Below are 19,323 nucleotides of genomic sequence, written 5' to 3'. Positions count from 1 at the left end.
CTTCCATACTTGGTTTCATGCGCCTGACGGAGTTCTGGAGACGGATGAACGCTCACTTCGGTGAGACGTACGCGGAGTCGTGGGCCCGCGACTACGTCCTGGCCCCCCTCGGGGGCCGCACCGTCGACCAGGCGCTGGCCGACGGCGAGAGCGCCAAGACGGTGTGGCGGGCGGTCTGCCAGGTGGAGGACGTCTCCCCGAAGCTGCGCTAGCCGTTCACGACCCGGCCCAGTCGGCTGGCGGCCAGGTCGGCTCACGGCTCGGCCAGGCGGGCTCACGGCCCGGCGCGGGCTCGCGGCCCGGCCAGGCAGGTTCGCGGCCCGGCGCGGGCTCGCGGCCCGGCCAGGCAGGTTCGCGGCCAGGTCGGCTCGCGGTCCGGCCAGCGGCCATGTCGGCTCGCGGCCCGATTAGGTCGGCTGCCCCGAGTCGAGGGCGTCCCGCAACGCCGTGACCGTCCGCTCCAGATCCGCGACCGGCGCCTGCCCGCCCGGCGACCACAGAAACTGCCACCCCTGGCTCGACGGGGTGGCGAAAATGACCGTGTGCCGCCCGGTGCGAGGCTGCCACACCCACAACACCGGATCCTCGCCTCCGACCATGCGGCTGACCAGGCCATGGGAGGGAAGCAGCTCGGCAAGTGTCTCGAGATGGACGCGTCGTTCCCCGGTGTAGCCGCTCGCCACGTGCCGCCTCCAGTTGTCGCCCTGGAGTGAGTCTCCCCAGCTCACCCAGCCTGACAACACGCAGAAGGCAACCGCCCACCCACCCCGAAACGCTCGTACCGACGACCCCACCGCCCGCCCTGCCCGCTGCCCCGCCTGCCCGCCGCCCCGCCTGCCCACTGGTCCGCCTGCCCGCTGACCCGCCCGATCGCGCACGCCTCGGCCGATCGCGCACGCCCCGCCCAAGCCGGGTCCATCTCCCTCTACGCGCCCGCCGAGGCCTCCCCGCCGCCCCGGACCGCCCTGTCCTCAGGCACACTCACCCCCGGGCATGCCCCCTCAGGTGCACGCCGCTCCCAGGGCAGGCCGCCCGCGTGGCAGGCCGCTCGCGTGGCAGGCTGCTCGCGTGGCGCAGGGCCGCCGCCCGCCGTGGCAGGCACGGCACGCCCGCATCCCGTGCCTGCCTCTAGGGCACGCAGGGCACGCCCATCCCAGTCACCCAGGGGCCGCCCCGCCCGCCGGAGCACGTAGGGGACGCCTCGTCCCCTGGGGTGCGCCCGCCCCCCAGGCACGCCTTACGCAGGGCCCGCAGGCCCGCCCCGCCCCGCCCCGTTCCCGGGCACGCCCCGTCCCAGCGCACGCCGCCCCGCAGGGCACACGCACGGCACGCCCCGTTCCCCGGACTCGCCGCCCTCGGGCACGCCCGTCCCAAGGCGCGCCGCTCCCAGCGCACGCCGTCGCCTCGCAGGGCACGCCGCCCCCAGCGCACGCCGTCGCCCCGCATGGCACGCCTCGGCGTCCGGGCACGCCCCCGGCCCCGGGACTCGCCGCCCCCGGGCACGCCTTGCGCAGGGCGCACCCGCCCCCCTCGGCATGTGTGCCCAGGGCATGCCCCGCCCCCAGACGCACGCCGCCCCCGGGGGCACGCAGGGCACGCCGTCCTGGGCATGCCCGTACGCGGGGCACGCCCGTCCCAAGGCCTGCCGGGCGCAGGGCGGCAGCTCCGCAGACGTGGCGCAGGTGGCAGAGTGCGGCGAGTGTGGCAAGCAGGTGTGGCAGGGGCGAGCATGCGGCCGGGTGTGCATGCTCTAAGGGGCGACCTGCGTGTTCCTGCTGTGATCGAACAGCCGTTCGGCTACGATGGACAAGCCGGGTGGCCACGTCTTCCCCGACACGGCGGAAATTGTCGGTGGCAGGCCGTAGCTTTCACTCGACTGATCGGACCACGACCCTCCAGGGGGAGTTCCCATGGCTATCAACGACCGCGAGAAGGCCCTCGAGACCGCGCTCGCTCAGATCGAGCGGCAGTTCGGCAAGGGCTCCGTCATGAGGCTGGGCGACGACGCCCGAGCTCCCATCGAGGTGATCCCCACGGGGTCGATCTCCCTTGACGTCGCCCTCGGCATCGGCGGCCTGCCGCGCGGCCGCATCGTGGAGATCTACGGCCCGGAGTCGTCGGGTAAGACCACGATCGCCCTGCACGCCGTGGCCAACGCGCAGCGGGCCGGAGGCATCGCGGCGTTCGTCGACGCCGAGCACGCCCTCGACCCCGAATACGCCAAGAAGCTCGGGGTCGACACCGACGCCCTGCTGGTCTCCCAGCCCGACACGGGTGAGCAGGCGCTGGAGATCGCCGACATGCTGATCAGGTCGGGCGCCGTCGACATCATCGTCATCGACTCGGTTGCGGCCTTGGTGCCCAAGGCGGAGATCGAGGGCGAGATGGGCGACAGCCACGTCGGTCTCCAGGCGCGTCTCATGTCCCAGGCCCTGCGCAAGATCGCCGGCGCTCTCAACAGCACCGGCACCACCGCCATCTTCATCAACCAGCTCCGCGAGAAGATCGGCGTCATGTTCGGCAGCCCCGAGACCACGACGGGTGGTAAGGCGCTGAAGTTCTACGCGTCGGTCCGTATGGACATCCGCCGCATCGAGACTCTCAAGGACGGCACGGAGGCGGTCGGCAACCGCACCAGGGTCAAGGTCGTCAAGAACAAGATGGCTCCGCCCTTCCGGGTCGCCGACTTCGACATCCTGTACGGCGTGGGCATCTCCCGCGAGGGCGGCCTCATCGACATGGGTGTGGAGCACGGCTTCGTCCGCAAGTCCGGCGCCTGGTACACGTACGAGGGCGACCAGCTCGGCCAGGGCAAGGAGAACGCCCGCAACTTCCTGAAGAACCACCCCGACATGGCCAACGAGATCGAGAAGAAGATCAAGGACAAGCTGGGTGTGGGCCCGCGCCTCGACGCTCCCGCCGAGGCCGCCGCCGCCCCCGCACCGGCCGCCGCCGCTCCGTCGGGCCGCGGTTCGAAGTCCACCCCCAAGCCGGGTGACGTCTGATCGCTGACCGCATGAGCAGCACCGACCGGCCGCAAGCGCCCCAGCCGCCAGACCGGGGCGCCTCCTGGCCTGACCCCCGCCGTCCCGCCGCCGCGACCTGGCCCGCTCAGCCACGGACGCCTGGCCGTCGGTGGCCGAGTGGCGCGAGCAACGCGACCGCCTGCGCGCCGCCGAAGCCGCCGCCTCGCCCCCGGAGAAACCGGAGGCCGCGGCCCCCGCTCCGGAGGAATCCGGCAGCGGTGGCGCGAACTCCGGCCCCCCGGAAGGGCGTTCGGGGCGCGACACGTCAAGTGGGACAAACGTGTGGGGGGACGCGGAGGCGTCAAGCGACGCCGACGCGTCAGACGATGATGCGGCCATCCCGAGCGATGCGCCGCCGTACTACGCGTCAGGTGGTCGGAACGGCGAGGCGAAGAGCGGTCACTCGTCGGCTCCTCCGAGCGGCTGGAGCAATGACGTCCTCCATGGCGGCCAGGAGAGGGAGAACGCCCAGAAAAGGCAGGGCACCCAGGAGGGGCCGGGCGGTCAGGACGATTCGGTCGCTGACCCCACCACCTCCACCGCTGCCGGCACCTCCTCCAGCAGGCGGCCGGGGGATGAGTGGCACTCTGAGGTGCTGGCCGGAAGCAGCTGGTTCGCGGCCGATGAGAGTGACAGCGAGAGACGCCGATCCGGTGAGGAGCGTCGATCGGGCGGCTCCAAGAAGCGATCCGGCCGCAGGCGTAGCGCCGAGGAGTTCGAGTGGCCTGGCGACGAGCCGGCCAGGCGACGCGACATCGGCGCTGAGTGGTTCGGCGATGGTGTCCGACAGCGCGGCCATGGCGCTGGGCGGGCCGGTGATGAGATCGGGCAGCGTGGCAGCGGCGTCGGGTGGTTCGGTGACGAGCCGACGGGGCAGGGCGGCCATGGCGCGAGATGGGTCGGTGGTGAGGCCGGGCGGCACGGCGAAGCGGCGGACGGGGTCGGCGGCGGCGCCGGGCAGGCTGACGGCAGCGCCGGGCAAGCTGACGGCGGCGCCGGACAAGTCGAAGAGCGTGTCGGGCGGGCCGAGGAGGGCGCTGGGCGGTTCGAGGAGAACGCTGGGCAGGCCGAGGAGAGTGCTGGGCGGTTCGAGAGCAGGGGGCGGGGGCGTTCTCGGCGAGGAGGGCGGAAGGGCGCTCGCCAACGAGGCTGGCTGCCTGACGGGCCCGATGCCGAGAGCCCGGCCGCGACAAGCCCCCAGGCGGACCCGGAGTCGGTGGCCCGGGCCATCTGCCTGCGCCTGCTCACCATGGCGCCCAAGACCCGCGCCCAGCTCGCCGAGGCCCTGCGCAAGCGGGACGTGCCGGAGGAGGCCGCCGAGGCGGTGCTCAGCCGGTTCTCCGAGCTGGGGCTGATCAACGACGAGGCGTTCGCGGCGGCCTGGGTCGACTCCCGGCACCACGGCCGCGGACTGGCCAGGCGTGCCCTGGCGGCCGAGCTGCGTCGCCGGGGGGTGGACGGTGACACGGTCAACGAGGCCGTGGAGCGGCTGGACCCCGACCAGGAAGAAGAGACGGCCCGGCGGCTGGTGGAACGTAAGCTCGCATCCACCCGTTCGCTCGATCCGCAAACCCGTACTCGCCGGCTGGCCGGCATGCTCGCACGCAAGGGGTACCCCTCCGGGCTGGCCTTCCGCGTCATCAGGGAGGCACTTGAGCAGGAGGGCATCGAGGTGGAGGAGGATTTCTCCTAGACCGACTCCCGCAAGGCCACAACCGCAAGGCCACAACCGCAAGGCCACACGCCCGCCGGTCATCAGGCCGCAGATCGCCTTCCCCGCCATCACCGAGCCCGCCGTCGCGGAGTCCGCTGTCACGGGCTCCACTGTCACCGAGCCCCTGTCACGGGGCCCGATCGAGCCCGTCTTGCACGGTGAGCGCGGCTACCGCCGTGAACACACCAGCGGCGCCAGGGGTGCGGGCACGCCAGGGCAGGGCACGCCAGGGCAGGGCAGTGCGCAGGGCAGGGCAGTGGGCAGGGCAGGGCAGTGGGCAGGGCAGGGCAGTGGGCAGGGCAGGGCAGTGCGCAGGGCAGGGCAGTGCGCAGGGCAGGGCAGTGCGCAGGGCAGGGCAGTGCGCAGGGCAGGGCAGTGCGCAGGGCAGGGCAGTGCGCAGGGCAGGGCAGTGCGGTGGGGTGTGGCAGGACGGGTGGTCGTGGTGCGGTGTGGCAGGGTCACGGCTGCCGTAGTGATCGGCGGGCGCGCTCCAAGTCGGCTCTAGCGGTTCTGGTGAGTAGCTGTTCGGGCCCCATGACGGCCTCGAATCGGTACGTGACCCAGGCGAAGGTGTTCACCGCGTCCGCGATCCGGCCCACCGCCTCGTACGCTGCGGCCAGGCCGTGCCGCGTGATCAGCGTGTCGGGGTGGTCGGCGCCCAGCACGCGCGTCTGCTGCTCGGCGACGTGCTCGTACAGCGGGACGGCTTCCGCGGCCCTGCCCGCCGCCTTGTAGGCGCGTGCGAGCTGGCCCTTGACCACCCAGGTGTCGGGATCGTCGTGCTCGAACAGCTGCTCGCGATCGGCTATCAGCTGACGGAACAGCTCGATGCCGCCTTCGGGCAGGCCCGCCTCGCAGTGGGTGTAGGCCTGGAAGTAGCGGCCGGCGAGGAGGGTGGGGTGGTTCGGGGAGAGTGCCCGCTGCTGGTCGGCGACCACCTGATCGATCATCGGTACCGCCTGCGCCGCCTTGCCCGCCATCGTGTACGAGAAGGCCACCGACGCCCGCGACCACAACGTGTCGGGGTGCTCCGCGCCGAGGAGGCTGGAGCGATCCGCCGCGACGCGCTGATAGAGGACGGCGGCCTCCATCGGCTGACCGGCGTACTCCCAGGCGTGCGCCAGCGTGTGCAGGGCGGCGAGAGTGTCAGGGTGGTCGGGGCCCAGCAGCCTCTCGCGTCCTCTGACGACGGCCTCGGCGACCGGGAGGGCACGGATTCCATCGTTGAGGTAGATCAGATGTGCGGCCACGGTGTGGCGGGCCCTGAGGACCGGCTCGGCCGTCGCCCACAGTTCTGGTTCGGGTGTCGTACGTGGTTCTGGTTCGGCTGACGCCCACTGTTCTGGTTCGGCTGACGCCCACTGTTCTGGTTCGGTTGTGGTCGGCTGTTCTGGTTCGGTTGTGGTCGGCTGGGCTGGTTCGGGTGTTGTACGTGGTTCTGGTTCGGCTGCTGTCGGCTGGGCCGGTTCGGCCGCTGTAGGTAGTTCTGGTTCGGTTGTTGTTCGTTGGGCTGGTTCGGGGGTTGCGCGCTGGGCTGGTCCGGGCGGAGTTCGCTGGTTCGGTCCGGGGGACGCGCGCGGGTATGGGGATTCGTCATCAAGGACCTGCTCGACCGCCTCCCACAGGGATGCCCCGTGCTCGGCCACCGTCATGATCAGGGGGAATCTGCGCCAGGTGTCCTGGTCGGAGATGTCCTCGACCGCCTCGCACAACCGGCGTGCGGCCGACTCGATCACGGTGGGCAGGATGCGGTCGCGGGCGGCCTGGTCGTGGACCGCGCGCCGGACGAGGCGGTGCACGAAGACGGTCGTGCCGCCGCGGCTGAAGGTGACCAGGGATCGGGCGCCCAGCTCGGCCAGAGCCGTTTCCGCCTGCGGCCCGAGCAGTTCGATGCCGACACCGGACGTCGACAGCACGGACAGCTCGGCGAGCAGGTGTGCGGCCGCCGGGCTGGTCTGCCCGACCGACAGCATGATGGCCTGTGCCACCCCGTTGGGGTACGGTTCGCCGCGCGGCCGGGCGAGGATCACCTCGATGGGGGTGGCACGCAGCCGCCGCAGGTAGGACGCGCACGACAGGCGGGGCGGGCCGACCAGAGCCGCGGCCGCGATGCCCAGGGCGAGGGGAAGGCGGTCCAGTTCCTCGGCGAGCGCGTGGAAGCCGTCGTCGTCGCCGCTCACCCGCGTACGCAGATAGCCGACCGCCTCGGCCTCGGTGAACTGCTCCACCGGGACCATGGCACCGAGCCGTTCGAAGGCGTGGTCGTTGGTGGTGATCAGCACGCGGGCCTGGCCGTGCGCGGGGAGGAGCGGCGCGAGCAGGTCAGGGTCCGTCGCGTTGTCGAGGACGACGAGATACGGCTCCCGCCGCGCCTGGAGCCAGGCCCTGGCCTTGCGGGTCACTGCCGTGAAGTCGTCGCCGTCGCTGCGTAACCCGGTGTCGGCGGCGAACTGGTCGAGGGAGCCGTGCAGGTGGTCGGCGGTCTCGGCGTGCAGCCACGCCACCGGGATGCCGTCCTGGATGCAGCGCCGGGCATGAGCGGCCGCCAGATGGGTCTTGCCCACGCCGCGCCCTCCCACCAGCGCGCACACCGGGGCGGGGCGGGGCGTGCAGAGCAGCTGGTCAATGCGTTCGCTCAACTGGGCGCGGGGCTGGAAGGCCCTGGGCTCGCGGGGCACGTCGCCGATCACCGCGGGCGCCGGACGTGATCCGCTCACCGGCGGGCCGGTGTCCGGCTCCGCCTGTCCGGCCCAGATGGCGAGAGGCGTTCCGGGAAGCAGGACGACCAGGCCCACGACGATGCTCGTGGTGTCCAGCCCCAGCCCGTTCGCCACACAGATCCACCAAGCCAGAACGCCTGCCGTCGACGGCAGCGTCGCCGCGATCACGATCTTGGACCAGCGCGGCATCTCGGCCTCTCTGCGCGGGGGATGAGCTGGTGAGGGAGCGACTTCGACGAGTGTCACACATCGACCACCCGGGGGTCTCGTGGCAGGAGCGATCCGCGGACTGCCGGGGAGCGCGGCGGTGCTGAGCCCCGACATGCCGGGCACGGAGGTGCCGGGGTGCGGAGGTGCCGGGCGCTACATGGCGAGCGCGGAGGTGCCGAGCGCCGACATGCCGGATGCGGAGGTGCTGGGTGCGGAGGTGCCGGGTGTGGAGGTGCGGGGTGTGGAGGTGCGGGGTGTGGAGGTGCGGGGTGACGGAGTGCGGGGTGACGGCGTGCGGGGTGCCGGAGTGCGGGGGGTGCCGGGTGCGGAGATGCCGGGCGCGGCACGGCCGTGCACCGTGCACGGCCACCGCGCCCGGGCGACATGCCGCGGAATGCCTCCCTGTAAAGGTCGATTGCCGTGCCAATGGGTGACGCCTGTCTGAACAGGGAGATGCAGGCCCGTAAGACACGCTTGAGGACGCGTTTGCTTGCTCGTGACCTGTTCGACGCATAACCTCGACGGCAGTGAGGAGTTACTCCGCGCAGCGCGGATTGCCATACCGGTGAACGACGGACGAATTGAACGAGGCAGGAGAGGTGTCGGCTCTGGCGGTCGACGCCCCATCAGTCTTGGCTTGACATCGATCCCGGCGATGACGCCGACCGGGCTTTCCGCGGCGCGCCTGTGACCCCTCCCGTGTTTTGTGGCCGCGTTATGAGTTCTTGACGACGCGAGGAGGGCGGGGCACACATGGGGCCGCTGGTCGTGGTGCTGATGGTGGCGGTGCTCGTGCTCGCGTTCGGGATGATCGTGGCGCTTCTCGTCGTCATACGGCGTACCTCGGGCTCGGGCGGCCTGTCCGGCAAGGGGAAGCCCAGCCCTGAGGTGGTGGAGGCGGCGCACGAGGAGCTGGAGCAGGCGCGCGAGGAGGCGCGGGAGATCCGCAGCAAGGCGGAGACGGACGCCGACGAGATCCTGCGCAGGTCGGAGGCGGCGGCCGAGAGCGCCGCGCAGATGCGGCGCGAGGTCGAGGAGGAGAGCCGGATACTCAAGTCCGAGCTCAAGGAGCTGCGCGCCGACCTGGAGCGCCGGGAGGCCAGGCTGGCCGAGCGGGAGCAGCGGCTGGACGAGGAGGCCAGGCGGCAGGCCGAGCGTGACAGGAAGCTGGCCGAGACCGAGGTCGAGCTGGCCGACCGCCGCGAGGAGCTGCTGCAGGTCGAGGAGGAACGGCGGCTCATCCTGGAGCGGGTGGCCGGGCTGACCGGGGAGCAGGCCAAGGCCGAGTTGGTCAAGGAGATCGAGAACCAGGCCAAGCGCGAGGCCGCGCTGATCATCAGGGAGATCGAGGGGGAGGCCCGCAAGGAGGGCGAGAAGCGGGCCACGAAGATCGTGACGCTGGCCGTGCAGCGGCTGGCGGCCGAGCAGACGGCCGAGTCGGTCGTGAGCGTGCTGCACCTGCCGGGCGACGAGATGAAGGGCCGCATCATCGGCCGCGAGGGGCGCAACATCCGCGCGTTCGAGTCCACCACCGGCGTGAACCTGATCATCGACGACACCCCTGAGGCGGTGCTGCTGTCGTGCTTCGACCCGGTCCGGCGGGAGACGGCGCGGCTGACGTTGGAGAAACTGGTGCTGGACGGCCGCATCCACCCGCAGCGCATCGAGGAGGCGCACGACCGCAGCCGCCAGGAGGTCCAGGATCTTTGCGCGCGCGCCGGTGAGGACGCCCTCGTCGAGCTGGGCATCACCGACATGCACCCCGAGCTGACGCTGCTGCTCGGCCAGCTCCGCTACCGCACCTCCTATGGCCAGAACGTGCTCAAGCACCTCATCGAGTCCGCCCACATCGCCGGCATCATGGCCGCCGAGCTGAAGATGAACCAGACGCTGATGAAGCGCTGCGCGCTGCTGCACGACATCGGCAAGGCGCTGACGCACGAGGTCGAGGGCAGCCACGCGCTGATCGGGGCCGAGATCGCCCGCCGGTACGGCGAGGAGGAGGACGTGGTGCACGCCATCGAGGCGCACCACAACGAGGTCGAGGTCCGTACCGTGGAGGCGGTGCTCACGCAGGCCGCCGACGCGATCAGCGGCAGCCGCCCGGGCGCGCGGCGCGAGTCGCTGGAGGCGTACGTCAAGCGGCTGGAGCGGCTGGAGGAGATCGCGCAGTCGTACGACGGCGTGGAGAAGGTGTTCGCCATGCAGGCCGGGCGGGAGATCCGGGTCATGGTCAAGCCGGACGCCATCGACGACATCCAGGCGCAGGTGATCGCCCGCGACGTGGCCAAGCAGGTGGAGGAGGAGCTGACGTATCCGGGGCAGATCCGGATCACGGTGGTGCGGGAGTCGCGGGCGACGGAGTTCGCCCGCTGACCCGACACCGCGTCTACGAGAAGATCTGCTGGTAGAAGGCCAGCTCCGCGGCCAGGGCCGCCGCGCGGGTCTCCGTGCGGCGGAAGCCGTGGGACTCTCCCTCGAAGGCCAGGTACGTGCACGGCACCCCGCGCTCCGCGAGCGCGTCGGCGAAGGCGGAGGACTGCTCGGGCGGCACCACGGGGTCGTCAAGGCCCTGGAGGAGCAGCATGGGGCAGCTGACCTGGTCGACGAGCGCGAGCGGCTCCCGCGTGGCGTACACCTGCGGATCCTCCGGCCCGACCAGCCATTCGACGTAGCGGGACTCGAAGTCGTGGGTGTGGGCGGCGAGCGGGGCGAGCGCGCTGATGCCGTAGTAGGACACGCCGCCGGCGAACACGTCGGAGCGGCAGCAGGCCGCCATCACCGTCCAGCCGCCGGAGCTGCTGCCGCGGATGGCGATGCGGCGCGGGTCGGCCAGGCCGCGCGCGGCGAGCCATTCGGCGGCGGCGACGGCGTCGTCGACGTCCACGACGCCCCACTGGCCTTTGAGACGGTCGCGGTAGGCCCGGCCGTAGCCGGTGGAGCCGCCGTAGTTGAGGTCGAGCACGCCGATGCCGCGTGAGGTGAGGAAGGCTTTCTCCAGGTCGAGCGCGGAGTCGGCGTGGGCGGTCGGGCCGCCGTGCACGAAGATCACGTACGGGGGCGCGCCGTCGACGGCCGAGGGGTGGGGCGGGTAGAGGAAGCCGTGCACGTCGCCCTCGATGCGTACGGCTTCGGGGACGGGCAGGTAGGCGAGGTCGGGCAGGGCCGCCGGGTCGGGCCGCAGCTCCTGGTGCCGGCCGGTCGCGGTGTCGACGGCCACGACGGAGCGGGGCGTCGTGGCGGCGTACCCGATGCCGACGACGCGCGGGCCGTCGGCGGCCAGCGCCGCGTTCCAGCCGGTGTAGGGCAGGTCGAGGTCGGTGAGCGTGCCGGAGCCGGGGTCGAGCAGCCCGAGCCGCAGGTCGCCGCGCCCGTGCAGGACCGCGAGGCGCCCGTCGGGGAGCGCCGCGTACGGCCGGCCGCCGAGCTGCCACGGCGGCAGCGTGAACTCCTCCTCGGCGGGGTGCAGCGCCCGCGCGCCGTCGCCATGGAGGCCGATCTCGTAGAGGTTCCACCAGCCGGAGGCGTCGGAGACGAGGTAGAGCCGTGAGTCGTCCTTCCAGGAGGGGGCCAGGACGGACTCGGAGTGGCCGCCGCGCACGGTCCAGGCGGGGCCGCCGGTCAGGGGGACGACGCGCAGCTCGGTGCCGTCCCAGGGCATGCGGGGGTGGTTCCAGCAGACATAGGCGAGATGCCGCCCGTCGGGGGAGATGGCGGGGCTCGCGTAGAAGTCGCTGCCGGAGGCCCACACGCGCGGCTCACCGCCGTCGAGCGGGATGGCGACGACGGCCCTGGTGACCTTGCCGTTCTCGTCGTGGTGCTCGCGCACGCACCACACCTGGCCGTCGTGCACGAGCAGGTCGGCGTAGCGGCAGCCGTCGTCGGTGAGGGGCCGCGGCTCGCCGCCGTCGGCCAGGAGGTAGAGGCGCTGATCCTTCAGGTTGGCGAAGACCACGTCGCCATCGGGGGTCACGGCGTAGGGCCGGCCGCCGTACTCGTGCACGCGGGTGCGCGCGCACCAGGGTGCGGGCAGCAGGTCGCGGCGGGTGCCGTCGGCGGCGCGGCGGACGATCACGGTGCGCCCGCCCTCGTCGGGACGGTCCTCGGTCCACCACACGCGGCCGCCCATGGCCACGGGCCAGCCGGGACGGACGCTGGAACCGGCCACGTCTCTGGTCGATATGGGGGAGGGCCAGAAAGGCATACCCGCATCCTGCCGGAAGATCGCTCCGAGTGCGGACCGGTCCCCGGATCAGGGACGACCTTCAGGGGTGCGGGGAGGCGATCAGGGGCAGCCTTCAGGGTGCGGGGACGCGATCAGGGGCAGCCTTCGGGGCGCGGCAGGGTGGAGGGCAGCACGAGATCGGTCTTGCCGAACCATTTGCGCAGCAACCGGGTGGTGGTGCCGTCGTGCCACATGCGGGCGATGGCGGCGTTGACGGCCTCGCAGGTGGCGGTGTCGCCCTTCCTCAGCCCGACGGCCCATTTTTCGTCCGTGATCGGCTGGTTGAGCAGCCGGAAGCGGCCGGGCTCCTGCTCGGCGAACCCCGCCAGGAGGAGGTTCTCGGTGCTGACCGCGTCCAGCTGGCGGTTTTCGAGCTTGCGGACGCAGTCGGAGTAGTTCGCGGCCCGCACCAGGTGGGCCGGCAGGTTCAGCTTGCCGTCGGGCGGCGGGTCCACGATCCGCCGGTACGAGTTGGAGCCCTCGGCCAGGCAGATGCGCTTGCCGCGCAGGTCGTTCACCTGGCGGATGCTGGTGTCGTCGGCCCTGACCATGGTGTCCTGGGGGACGATCGCGTACGGGCCGCCGAACGTCACCTTGGGCTTGCGTGACTCCGTGATGGAGTAGGAGGCGACGATCATGTCCACGGTGCCGTTCTGGAGCAGCGCCTCGCGGGTGGACGACGGCGACTCGCGCCACGTGATGCGGACGTCGCCGCCGGTGAGGTGGTGGACGATGTAGCGGGCGACGTCGGCGTCGAAGCCCTGCGGCTCGCCCTGCCCGATCTTCAGGCCGAGGCTCGGCTGGTCCCACTTGGTGCCGACGACGACCGTGCCGGTGTTCTTGATCTTGTCGACGACCGTGGCGTACGAGCCGCCGCCGCCACACGCGGCCAGCCCCACCGTCACAGCCGCCCCCGCGAGCGCCGCCCTGCGCATGCTGCCCGCATACCCGCGCCGGCCCGGGCCGAAATGCGGATTGGGGCTTTGTTTGACATCTCGGGCGGCGAGCATGACGCCCGCCGCCCGGAAAGCACTACTCCAGGGGCTTGTCGGGCGCCAGACCGCCGCCCTCGGTGCCCTGACCGGCGCCGACGCTCACCTCGGCCGAGCCGGGCGCCGCGACCGGGCGGGCCGCGGTCTTGCGGCTGCGCCTGCTGCGCCCCTCCAGCCACGTGGCCAGGCGGCTCAGCGCCAGGTTGAGTGCCAGGTAGATGACGCCGATCACGATGGCCGCCGGGATCAGCGAGCCGAAGAACCGGGCCGGCAGGATCTTGAAGCCGGTGTTGAGCAGGTCGACGTAGGCGATGATGTAGCCGAGCGCGGTGTCCTTGAGCAGCACCACGAGCTGGCTGACGATCGCGGGCATCATCGCGGTGACGGCCTGGGGCAGCAGCACCAGCCGCATCACCTGGTTCTTGCGCATGCCCACCGCGTACGCGGCCTCCGCCTGCCCCCTGGGCACCGCGTGCACGCCCGCCCTGACGACCTCGGCCAGCACCGAGCCGTTGTAGAGGGTCAGGCCGAGCACGACCGCGATGAAGGCGTAGTCGCCGCCACCGGCGATCATGGGCGCCAGGTAGAAGATGAAGAAGATCAGCAGCAGCAGCGGGATGGCCCTGAACACCTCGACCACCACGCCGGCCGGGATCCGGATCCACGCGTGGTCGGAGAGCCTGGCCAGGCCGAAGATCGCGCCGAACGCCAGCGCGAGCACCGCCGCCACGGCCGCCGCCCGCAGGGTGCCGATCAGGCCGGGGATGATGTAGAAGTTCCACGTCTCCCACTGCAGGAACGGCTGCCAGATCTTGCCCTCGAACTGGCCCTTGGCGTCGAAGCCGCGGTAAATGCCGTACAGCACGGCGCCGACCGCGATGACGCTGATCACCGTCAGCGTGTGGTTGCGGATGCGCCCGCGCGGGCCCGGCGCGTCGAACAGGACGGAGGTGCTCATCGGACCACCGCCATCCGCCGCGCCAGCCAGCCGGTGAAGAACCCGATCGGCATGGTCAGCGCCATGAACGCGACGACGATGCCGAGGAAGATCGGGATCGACGCGCCGGTGGTGTCGAAGGTGATCTTCATGACCGCCGCGGATTCGAGCAGGAAGCCGCCGGCGGTCGCGACCGTGGTGTTCTTGATCATGGCGATCATCACGCTGCCCAGCGGCGCGATGACCGCACGGAACGCCTGCGGCAGGATGATCATCGTCAGCGACTGCGTGAACGTCAGCCCGATGGCCCTGGCCGCCTCGGCCTGGCCCATCGGCACCGTGTTCACGCCGGCCCGCAGCGCCTCACACACGAAGGCCGCGGTGTAGACCGACAGGCCCATCGACACGATCCAGAACGAGTTGGTCGTCGGCGTCTCGGAGAAGACCAGGCCGAGCTGGTCGCTCAACCCCAGCGCCGAGAACGCCAGCACCAGCGTGAGCGGCGTGTTGCGCACCACGTTGACGTAGAGGGTGCCGGCCGCCCGCAGCACCGGCGTGGGTGAGACCCGCATCGCCACGAGGATCGTGCCGAGGATCAAGGAGGCGATCGCGGCGACGATCGACAGCTTGACGTTCTCGAGGAATCCGAGGCCGAGGTCGGGGGCGTACTTGATTAGTTCGTCCATCGTGCTCCACCGCAGGGGCGAGCGGCGGCCGGGTCACCGGCCGCCGTCACCGACGTGATCAGGCGCAACCCTCGGCCGGCGGCGCCGTCTCGGACAGCTTCAGGCCCTGGATGCCGCCGAACCACTTGTCCAGCAGCGTCTTCATCGTGCCGTTGCTCCACAGCGTCGCGACCGCCTTGTTGACGGCCTCGCAGGTCTTCTTGTCGCCCTTCTTCAGGCCGATGCCGTACTTCTCGTCCGTGAAGCCCTGGCCCAGCACCTTGAAGTTGCCGCCGGCCTGCTTGGCGAAGCCCGCCAGGATCAGGTCGTCGGTGGTGACCGCGTCGAGGTTGCTGCCCGTCAGCTTCTGCACGCACTCGGAGTAGTTGGCCGCGTCGACGGTGGTGGCGTCGATGTCGAGCTGACCGTCCGGCGGCGGGTCGGTGATGCGCTTGTAGGAGTTGGAGCCGGACGCCTTGCAGATCTTCTTGCCCTTGAGGTCTTGCGGCGAGTTGATCGAGGTGTCGTCCTTGCGGACCATGACGTCCTGGTGCGCGATGACATACGGGCCACCGAAGGTGACCTTGCCCTTGCGCTCCTCGGTGATGGAGTAGGTGGCGAAGACGATGTCGACCGTGCCGTTCTGGAGGAACGGCTCACGGTTGGAGGAGGCCGACTCCTTCCACTCGATCTTCACATCCTTGCCGCCGTTCACTTCCTTCAGCACGGCCTTGGCCACGTCGACATCGAAGCCCTCGGGCTCGTTGCCCATCTTCAGGCCAAGACTCGGCTGGTCCCACTTGGTGCCGACCACGACCGTGCCACCACCCGTGATCTTGTCCGCCACGGTGGCGTACGTCTGCTCCCCACCGCCACAAGCGGCCAGGCCCGCGGCCATCGCCGCGATGGAGAGCACCGCTCCCGTTCGACGCATGTGCATGTGTACCTGCCTCATAACTCTCAGTGCGTGAGGATCTTCGAAAGGAAGTCGCGCGCACGGTCCGTCTGCGCGTTGGTGAAGAACTCGTCGGGGGTGTTCTCCTCGACGATCTGCCCGTCCGCCATGAACACCACCCGGTTGGCGGCGCGGCGGGCGAACCCCATCTCGTGCGTGACGACCATCATCGTCATGCCGTCACGCGCCAGCCCGACCATCACGTCGAGCACCTCCTGCACCATCTCGGGGTCCAGTGCGGAGGTCGGCTCGTCGAACAGGATCATCTTCGGGTCCATCGCCAGCGCCCTGGCGATCGCGACCCGCTGCTGCTGACCGCCGGAGAGCTGCGCCGGGTACTTGTCCGCCTGCGCCGCGATGCCCACCCGCTCCAGCAGCTCCATCGCCCGCTTGTCGGCGGCGTCCTTGGCGACGCCGCGGACCTTGACCGGGCCGAGCGTGACGTTCTCGCGGATGGTCTTGTGGGCGAACAGGTTGAACGACTGGAAGACCATGCCGACTTCGGAACGCAGCCTGGCCAGCGCCTTGCCCTCCTCGGGCAGCACCTGGCCGTCAAATATGATCTTGCCGTCGCTGATCGTCTCCAGCCGGTTGATCGTGCGGCAGAGCGTGCTCTTACCGCCGCCGGACGGGCCGATGACGACCAGTACCTCGCCACGAGAGACGGTCAAGTTGATGTTCTTCAGGACGTGCAGCGCCCCGAAGTGCTTGTTGACGTTCTCCAACTGGACCAGTGGAGTGGCGTCGCCGTTCTCCGTCATGGAGTAAAACGTAGAGGGCATTAGAACGCTGTGCACTAACCGAGCGGTACCGATCCGATCACATCATGCCGTCAAGCTGGCCTTTTAGATCCACACGGGCCTTTGCGAGCCGCACAACGACTACCCTTGAACGTGCCATGACTGTGACCCAGGAGGGCGCCCGCACATACGAAGTGCGCACATACGGGTGCCAGATGAACGTCCACGACTCCGAGCGCCTGTCAGGCCTGCTGGAGGACGCCGGCTACGTGCCCGCCCCCGACGGCGAGACGGCCGACGTGGTCGTGTTCAACACGTGCGCCGTGCGGGAGAACGCCGACAACCGCCTCTACGGCAACCTCGGCCACCTCCGCCCGGCCAAGACGCGCAACCCGCGCATGCAGATCGCCGTCGGCGGCTGCCTGGCGCAGAAGGACCAGGGCGAGATCGTCCGCAAGGCCCCGTGGGTCGACGTCGTGTTCGGCACCCACAACATCGGCTCGCTGCCGGTGCTGCTGGAGCGGGCCCGCGTCGAGGGCGAGGCGCAGGTCGAGCTGAAGGAGTCGCTCGAGGTCTTCCCCTCGACGCTGCCGACCAAGCGCGAGTCCGCCTACGCCGCCTGGGTGTCGATCTCCGTCGGCTGCAACAACACCTGCACGTTCTGCATCGTCCCCTCCCTGCGCGGCAAGGAGAAGGACCGGCGGCCCGGCGACATCCTCGCCGAGGTCCGCACGCTCGTGGAGCAGGGGGCGCTGGAGGTCACCCTCCTCGGCCAGAACGTCAACACCTACGGCGTCGAGTTCGGCGACCGGCTCGCGTTCGGCAAGCTGCTGCGGGCCTGCGGCGACATCGACGGCCTCGAGCGGGTCCGCTTCACCTCGCCGCACCCGGCGGCCTTCACCGACGACGTGATCGCCGCCATGGCCGAGACGCCCAATGTGATGCACCAGCTGCACATGCCGCTGCAGTCGGGCTCCGACCGGGTGCTGAAGGCCATGCGCCGCTCCTACCGGGCCGAGCGTTACCTCGGCATCATCGAGCGCGTCCGCGCGGCGATGCCCGACGCGGCCATCTCCACCGACATCATCGTCGGCTTCCCCGGCGAGACGGAGGAGGACTTCCAGGCCACCCTCGACGTCGTGCGCCAGAGCCGCTTCGCCAACGCCTTCACCTTCCAGTACTCCATCCGCCCCGGCACCCCGGCGGCCACCATGCCGGACCAGGTGCCCAAGGAGGTCGTGCAGGAGCGCTACGAGCGGCTCGTGGCCCTCCAGGAGGAGATCTCGTGGGAGGAGAACAAGAAGCAGGTCGGGCGGACGCTCGAAGTGCTGGTGGCCGAGGGTGAGGGCCGCAAGGACGACGCCACGCACCGGCTGTCCGGCCGCGCCCCCGACAACCGGCTCGTGCACTTCGCGGTGGGCTCGGAGACGCCGCGTCCCGGTGACATGGTGACGGTCGAGGTCACGTACGCGGCGCCGCACCACCTGGTGGCCGACGGGGCCGTCCTCGGGGTGCGCCGCACCCGCGCGGGCGACGCCTGGGAGGCCCGCCAGGGCACCGCGTCCTCGCCGGCGCCGGGAGTCCTGCTGGGCATGCCCACGATCGGCCGCCCGGCGCCGCTGCCCGCGGCCACCGGAGGCTGCTCGGCGCACTGACCACCTGCCGCTGAAGCCCGCCCTCGCCCCGGTACGGGGTGAGGGCGGTCGTGTTTGTCAGCGGGTGAGGCGGCTCAGCATCCGGTCGCAGGCGGCGCGGCGGAAGTCGTGCATCGTGGCGCAGGGGTTCGGCAGGCCGCGCCCGCGCGGTGGTGGGGCGGGTGCCGGTTCTCGGGTCGTCGGCGGGGCGGGTGCCGGTTCTCGGGTCGTCGGCGGGGCCTGCGGCGTGGGGGAGCTGTGCGGCCGGTCGCGAGGAGGGGTCACGGGGCGCCTGCGGCGTCCCCGGTGCCCGGGGGCTCGGGGAGGGCGTGCGGGGCGGTCGGCGCGCGGGCCGGAGGTCACCGACGGGACGGCGTCCTCCAGCGGCGGCAGGATCGGCAGCGGGGAGATCGTCGCGGTCCACGGCGGCACGGTCTCGATCCAGGGCGGCGACAAAGGGCCCAGCGTCATGCCGGCAGGCTGGGCGGACGGGAAATGGAGCGGTCCATGAGAAGCGGCTCCCTTGTGCCGGTCGATCGTCGCTGTTTGTGTCACTTCCGGTGCCGAGAGTGGTGAAAGCGGCTTATTCGATCTTGGGGAAAGCGGGGTTTCCTGATCGAATTCGCCGCGTCTTTGCGGGGTGGCATCCGGCGCGTTACTGAATGCCAGGAAAATTCCGAGACCGGCCGTGGCGAGCACCCCCACGGCTCCGGCCAGGGGACCGATCGGCAGGCGGCTACCTGGGGAAATGGATCTAAGGGGGGACAAGTCGTGATTCCTCTGTGATTGGTGTGCGAGCATTCAGTCGTTGCGGCTAGTGTGGTCCATCACCCCCGAAGTCGGCGAAGCTTTCCCCGATACGACCGCAGGGAGCCGTACCCCATGCATGATCCGAACGCGCCGGATCGTCAGGAGATCCTGTCCGGGCCAGGAGACACCCGCCAGGCACCGAGAAACAGCCGCAAGAGAAAAACCCCGAACCAGAAACCGCTCATCATCGCCGCGTCCGCGCTCGTCGCCGTGCTCGCCGCGGGCGGCGCCGGCTACCTGCTGGCCGGCGGCTCCGGCGAAGCCGCGCAGCAGAGCGGCGGCGGCCGCCCGGCGGCCACGCAGAGCGCCGACGGCGGCACCGACGGCGGCACCGACGACGGCACCGACGACCTGGGCGGCGACGACGCCACGATGGGCGACGTCACCACCGACGCCCCCGAGGACGCCGACCTCAACACCGATCCCCCCGAGGACGGCAGCATGGGCGACGTCGCCGACCCCGGCACCGGCGGCACCGGCGGCACCGCCGACACGGGATCGACGGGCACCGGCTCTCCGGTGAACAACGGCACCGGCAAGAAGCCCGCCACCACCTCGCCCACCAAGGCGCCCCAGTCCTCCGGCAGCTCCGGCAGCTCCGACGCCGACACCCCCGCCAACGGCCCTGCCGGCGAGGTCGCCGGCCAGTGCTCCAAGAGCGGCTGCTAGCCCCGAAGTGGCTCGCCGTTCACGGG

General features: G+C 71.1%; 16 protein-coding genes. 6 read left to right on the top strand and 10 right to left on the bottom strand.

What is annotated here, in order from left to right; translation table 11 throughout:
• The first annotated feature begins 17 nt into the window (after positions 1-17).
• Positions 18-212 carry a DUF3046 domain-containing protein gene (locus tag KIS93_RS48435; protein ID WP_080042024.1) on the top strand — a complete coding sequence of 65 codons (195 nt, stop codon included), beginning with the start codon at positions 18-20 and terminating at the stop codon, positions 210-212.
• Between the two features lie 195 nt (positions 213-407).
• Here KIS93_RS48435 and KIS93_RS48430 read toward each other — a convergent pair whose 3' ends face one another.
• On the bottom strand, positions 408-728 hold the full coding sequence (locus KIS93_RS48430; RefSeq protein ID WP_230465503.1) for a hypothetical protein: 321 nt from the start codon (positions 726-728) through the stop codon (positions 408-410).
• Positions 729-1,910: 1,182 nt separating this feature from the next.
• On the opposite strand from KIS93_RS48430, the gene recA reads away from it, so the two are divergent.
• Positions 1,911-3,005: a recombinase RecA gene (recA, locus tag KIS93_RS48425; protein ID WP_080042022.1), complete on the top strand. Its 1,095-nt coding sequence runs from the start codon at positions 1,911-1,913 to the stop codon at positions 3,003-3,005.
• Positions 3,006-3,393: 388 nt separating this feature from the next.
• Here the strand turns inward: recA and KIS93_RS48420 are convergent, their stop codons facing one another.
• On the bottom strand, positions 3,394-4,029 hold the full coding sequence (locus KIS93_RS48420; protein ID WP_155128394.1) for a hypothetical protein: 636 nt from the start codon (positions 4,027-4,029) through the stop codon (positions 3,394-3,396).
• Between the two features lie 150 nt (positions 4,030-4,179).
• On the opposite strand from KIS93_RS48420, the gene recX reads away from it, so the two are divergent.
• A complete protein-coding gene (recX, locus tag KIS93_RS48415) occupies positions 4,180-4,719 on the top strand; it encodes a recombination regulator RecX (RefSeq protein ID WP_246005492.1) in 540 nt (179 codons plus the stop codon).
• Positions 4,720-5,198: 479 nt separating this feature from the next.
• On the opposite strand, the gene KIS93_RS48410 is transcribed toward recX, so the two are convergent.
• The gene (locus tag KIS93_RS48410) at positions 5,199-7,649 is read right to left on the bottom strand and encodes a tetratricopeptide repeat protein (RefSeq protein ID WP_155128392.1); all 2,451 of its coding nucleotides are present in this window, start codon (positions 7,647-7,649) and stop codon (positions 5,199-5,201) included.
• A gap of 774 nt (positions 7,650-8,423) precedes the next feature.
• Between KIS93_RS48410 and rny the strand changes: the two genes are divergently transcribed.
• Positions 8,424-10,046 carry a ribonuclease Y gene (rny, locus tag KIS93_RS48405; RefSeq protein WP_080042020.1) on the top strand — a complete coding sequence of 541 codons (1,623 nt, stop codon included), beginning with the start codon at positions 8,424-8,426 and terminating at the stop codon, positions 10,044-10,046.
• 13 nt (positions 10,047-10,059) lie between these two features.
• Here rny and KIS93_RS48400 read toward each other — a convergent pair whose 3' ends face one another.
• From KIS93_RS48400 to KIS93_RS48375, 6 genes are all read right to left on the bottom strand, one after another.
• Positions 10,060-11,838 (bottom strand): S9 family peptidase, encoded by a 1,779-nt coding sequence (locus tag KIS93_RS48400; RefSeq protein WP_230465501.1) that lies wholly within the window; start codon positions 11,836-11,838, stop codon positions 10,060-10,062.
• A gap of 149 nt (positions 11,839-11,987) precedes the next feature.
• Positions 11,988-12,830 (bottom strand): glutamate ABC transporter substrate-binding protein, encoded by an 843-nt coding sequence (locus KIS93_RS48395; RefSeq protein ID WP_080042018.1) that lies wholly within the window; start codon positions 12,828-12,830, stop codon positions 11,988-11,990.
• Between the two features lie 97 nt (positions 12,831-12,927).
• Positions 12,928-13,845, bottom strand: coding sequence for an amino acid ABC transporter permease (locus KIS93_RS48390; protein WP_080042017.1), 918 nt, complete (start codon positions 13,843-13,845; stop codon positions 12,928-12,930).
• Entirely contained in the window at positions 13,842-14,510 is a 669-nt protein-coding gene (locus KIS93_RS48385; protein WP_080042016.1) for an amino acid ABC transporter permease, read from the bottom strand. Before KIS93_RS48385 ends, KIS93_RS48390 begins: the two co-directional genes overlap by 4 nt.
• A gap of 58 nt (positions 14,511-14,568) precedes the next feature.
• On the bottom strand, positions 14,569-15,429 hold the full coding sequence (locus KIS93_RS48380; RefSeq protein ID WP_080042015.1) for a glutamate ABC transporter substrate-binding protein: 861 nt from the start codon (positions 15,427-15,429) through the stop codon (positions 14,569-14,571).
• 20 nt (positions 15,430-15,449) lie between these two features.
• Positions 15,450-16,205, bottom strand: a complete 756-nt coding sequence (locus KIS93_RS48375) for an amino acid ABC transporter ATP-binding protein (RefSeq protein WP_080042014.1) — start codon at positions 16,203-16,205, stop codon at positions 15,450-15,452.
• 137 nt (positions 16,206-16,342) lie between these two features.
• On the opposite strand from KIS93_RS48375, the gene miaB reads away from it, so the two are divergent.
• Complete coding sequence (gene miaB, locus KIS93_RS48370; protein ID WP_222107915.1) at positions 16,343-17,839, top strand: tRNA (N6-isopentenyl adenosine(37)-C2)-methylthiotransferase MiaB; 1,497 nt, start codon at positions 16,343-16,345, stop codon at positions 17,837-17,839.
• A gap of 57 nt (positions 17,840-17,896) precedes the next feature.
• On the opposite strand, the gene KIS93_RS48365 is transcribed toward miaB, so the two are convergent.
• Entirely contained in the window at positions 17,897-18,289 is a 393-nt protein-coding gene (locus tag KIS93_RS48365; protein ID WP_155128390.1) for a hypothetical protein, read from the bottom strand.
• 411 nt (positions 18,290-18,700) lie between these two features.
• Here KIS93_RS48365 and KIS93_RS48360 point away from each other — a divergent pair, with 411 nt between their 5' ends.
• On the top strand, positions 18,701-19,297 hold the full coding sequence (locus tag KIS93_RS48360) for a hypothetical protein (RefSeq protein ID WP_080042012.1): 597 nt from the start codon (positions 18,701-18,703) through the stop codon (positions 19,295-19,297).
• The last annotated feature ends 26 nt before the right edge of the window (positions 19,298-19,323 follow it).

Origin of the sequence: [Actinomadura] parvosata subsp. kistnae, from assembly GCF_900323885.1 — a bacterium.
GTDB lineage: Bacteria > Actinomycetota > Actinomycetes > Streptosporangiales > Streptosporangiaceae > Nonomuraea > Nonomuraea composti.
The sequence above is the reverse complement of the archived record's forward strand: the minus strand, read 5'-3'. Positions and strand labels throughout refer to the sequence as shown.

Coding starts and splice junctions, on each gene's coding strand:
- KIS93_RS48360 (WP_080042012.1), top strand. CDS start 18,701: ATGCATGATCCGAACGCGCCGGATCGTCAGGAGATCCTGTCCGGGCCA.
- recA (WP_080042022.1), top strand. CDS start 1,911: ATGGCTATCAACGACCGCGAGAAGGCCCTCGAGACCGCGCTCGCTCAG.
- KIS93_RS48435 (WP_080042024.1), top strand. CDS start 18: ATGCGCCTGACGGAGTTCTGGAGACGGATGAACGCTCACTTCGGTGAG.
- miaB (WP_222107915.1), top strand. CDS start 16,343: ATGACTGTGACCCAGGAGGGCGCCCGCACATACGAAGTGCGCACATAC.
- KIS93_RS48395 (WP_080042018.1), bottom strand. CDS start 12,830: ATGCGCAGGGCGGCGCTCGCGGGGGCGGCTGTGACGGTGGGGCTGGCC.
- KIS93_RS48380 (WP_080042015.1), bottom strand. CDS start 15,429: ATGCACATGCGTCGAACGGGAGCGGTGCTCTCCATCGCGGCGATGGCC.
- KIS93_RS48390 (WP_080042017.1), bottom strand. CDS start 13,845: ATGAGCACCTCCGTCCTGTTCGACGCGCCGGGCCCGCGCGGGCGCATC.
- rny (WP_080042020.1), top strand. CDS start 8,424: ATGGGGCCGCTGGTCGTGGTGCTGATGGTGGCGGTGCTCGTGCTCGCG.
- KIS93_RS48375 (WP_080042014.1), bottom strand. CDS start 16,205: ATGACGGAGAACGGCGACGCCACTCCACTGGTCCAGTTGGAGAACGTC.
- KIS93_RS48385 (WP_080042016.1), bottom strand. CDS start 14,510: ATGGACGAACTAATCAAGTACGCCCCCGACCTCGGCCTCGGATTCCTC.
- KIS93_RS48410 (WP_155128392.1), bottom strand. CDS start 7,649: ATGCCGCGCTGGTCCAAGATCGTGATCGCGGCGACGCTGCCGTCGACG.
- KIS93_RS48365 (WP_155128390.1), bottom strand. CDS start 18,289: ATGACGCTGGGCCCTTTGTCGCCGCCCTGGATCGAGACCGTGCCGCCG.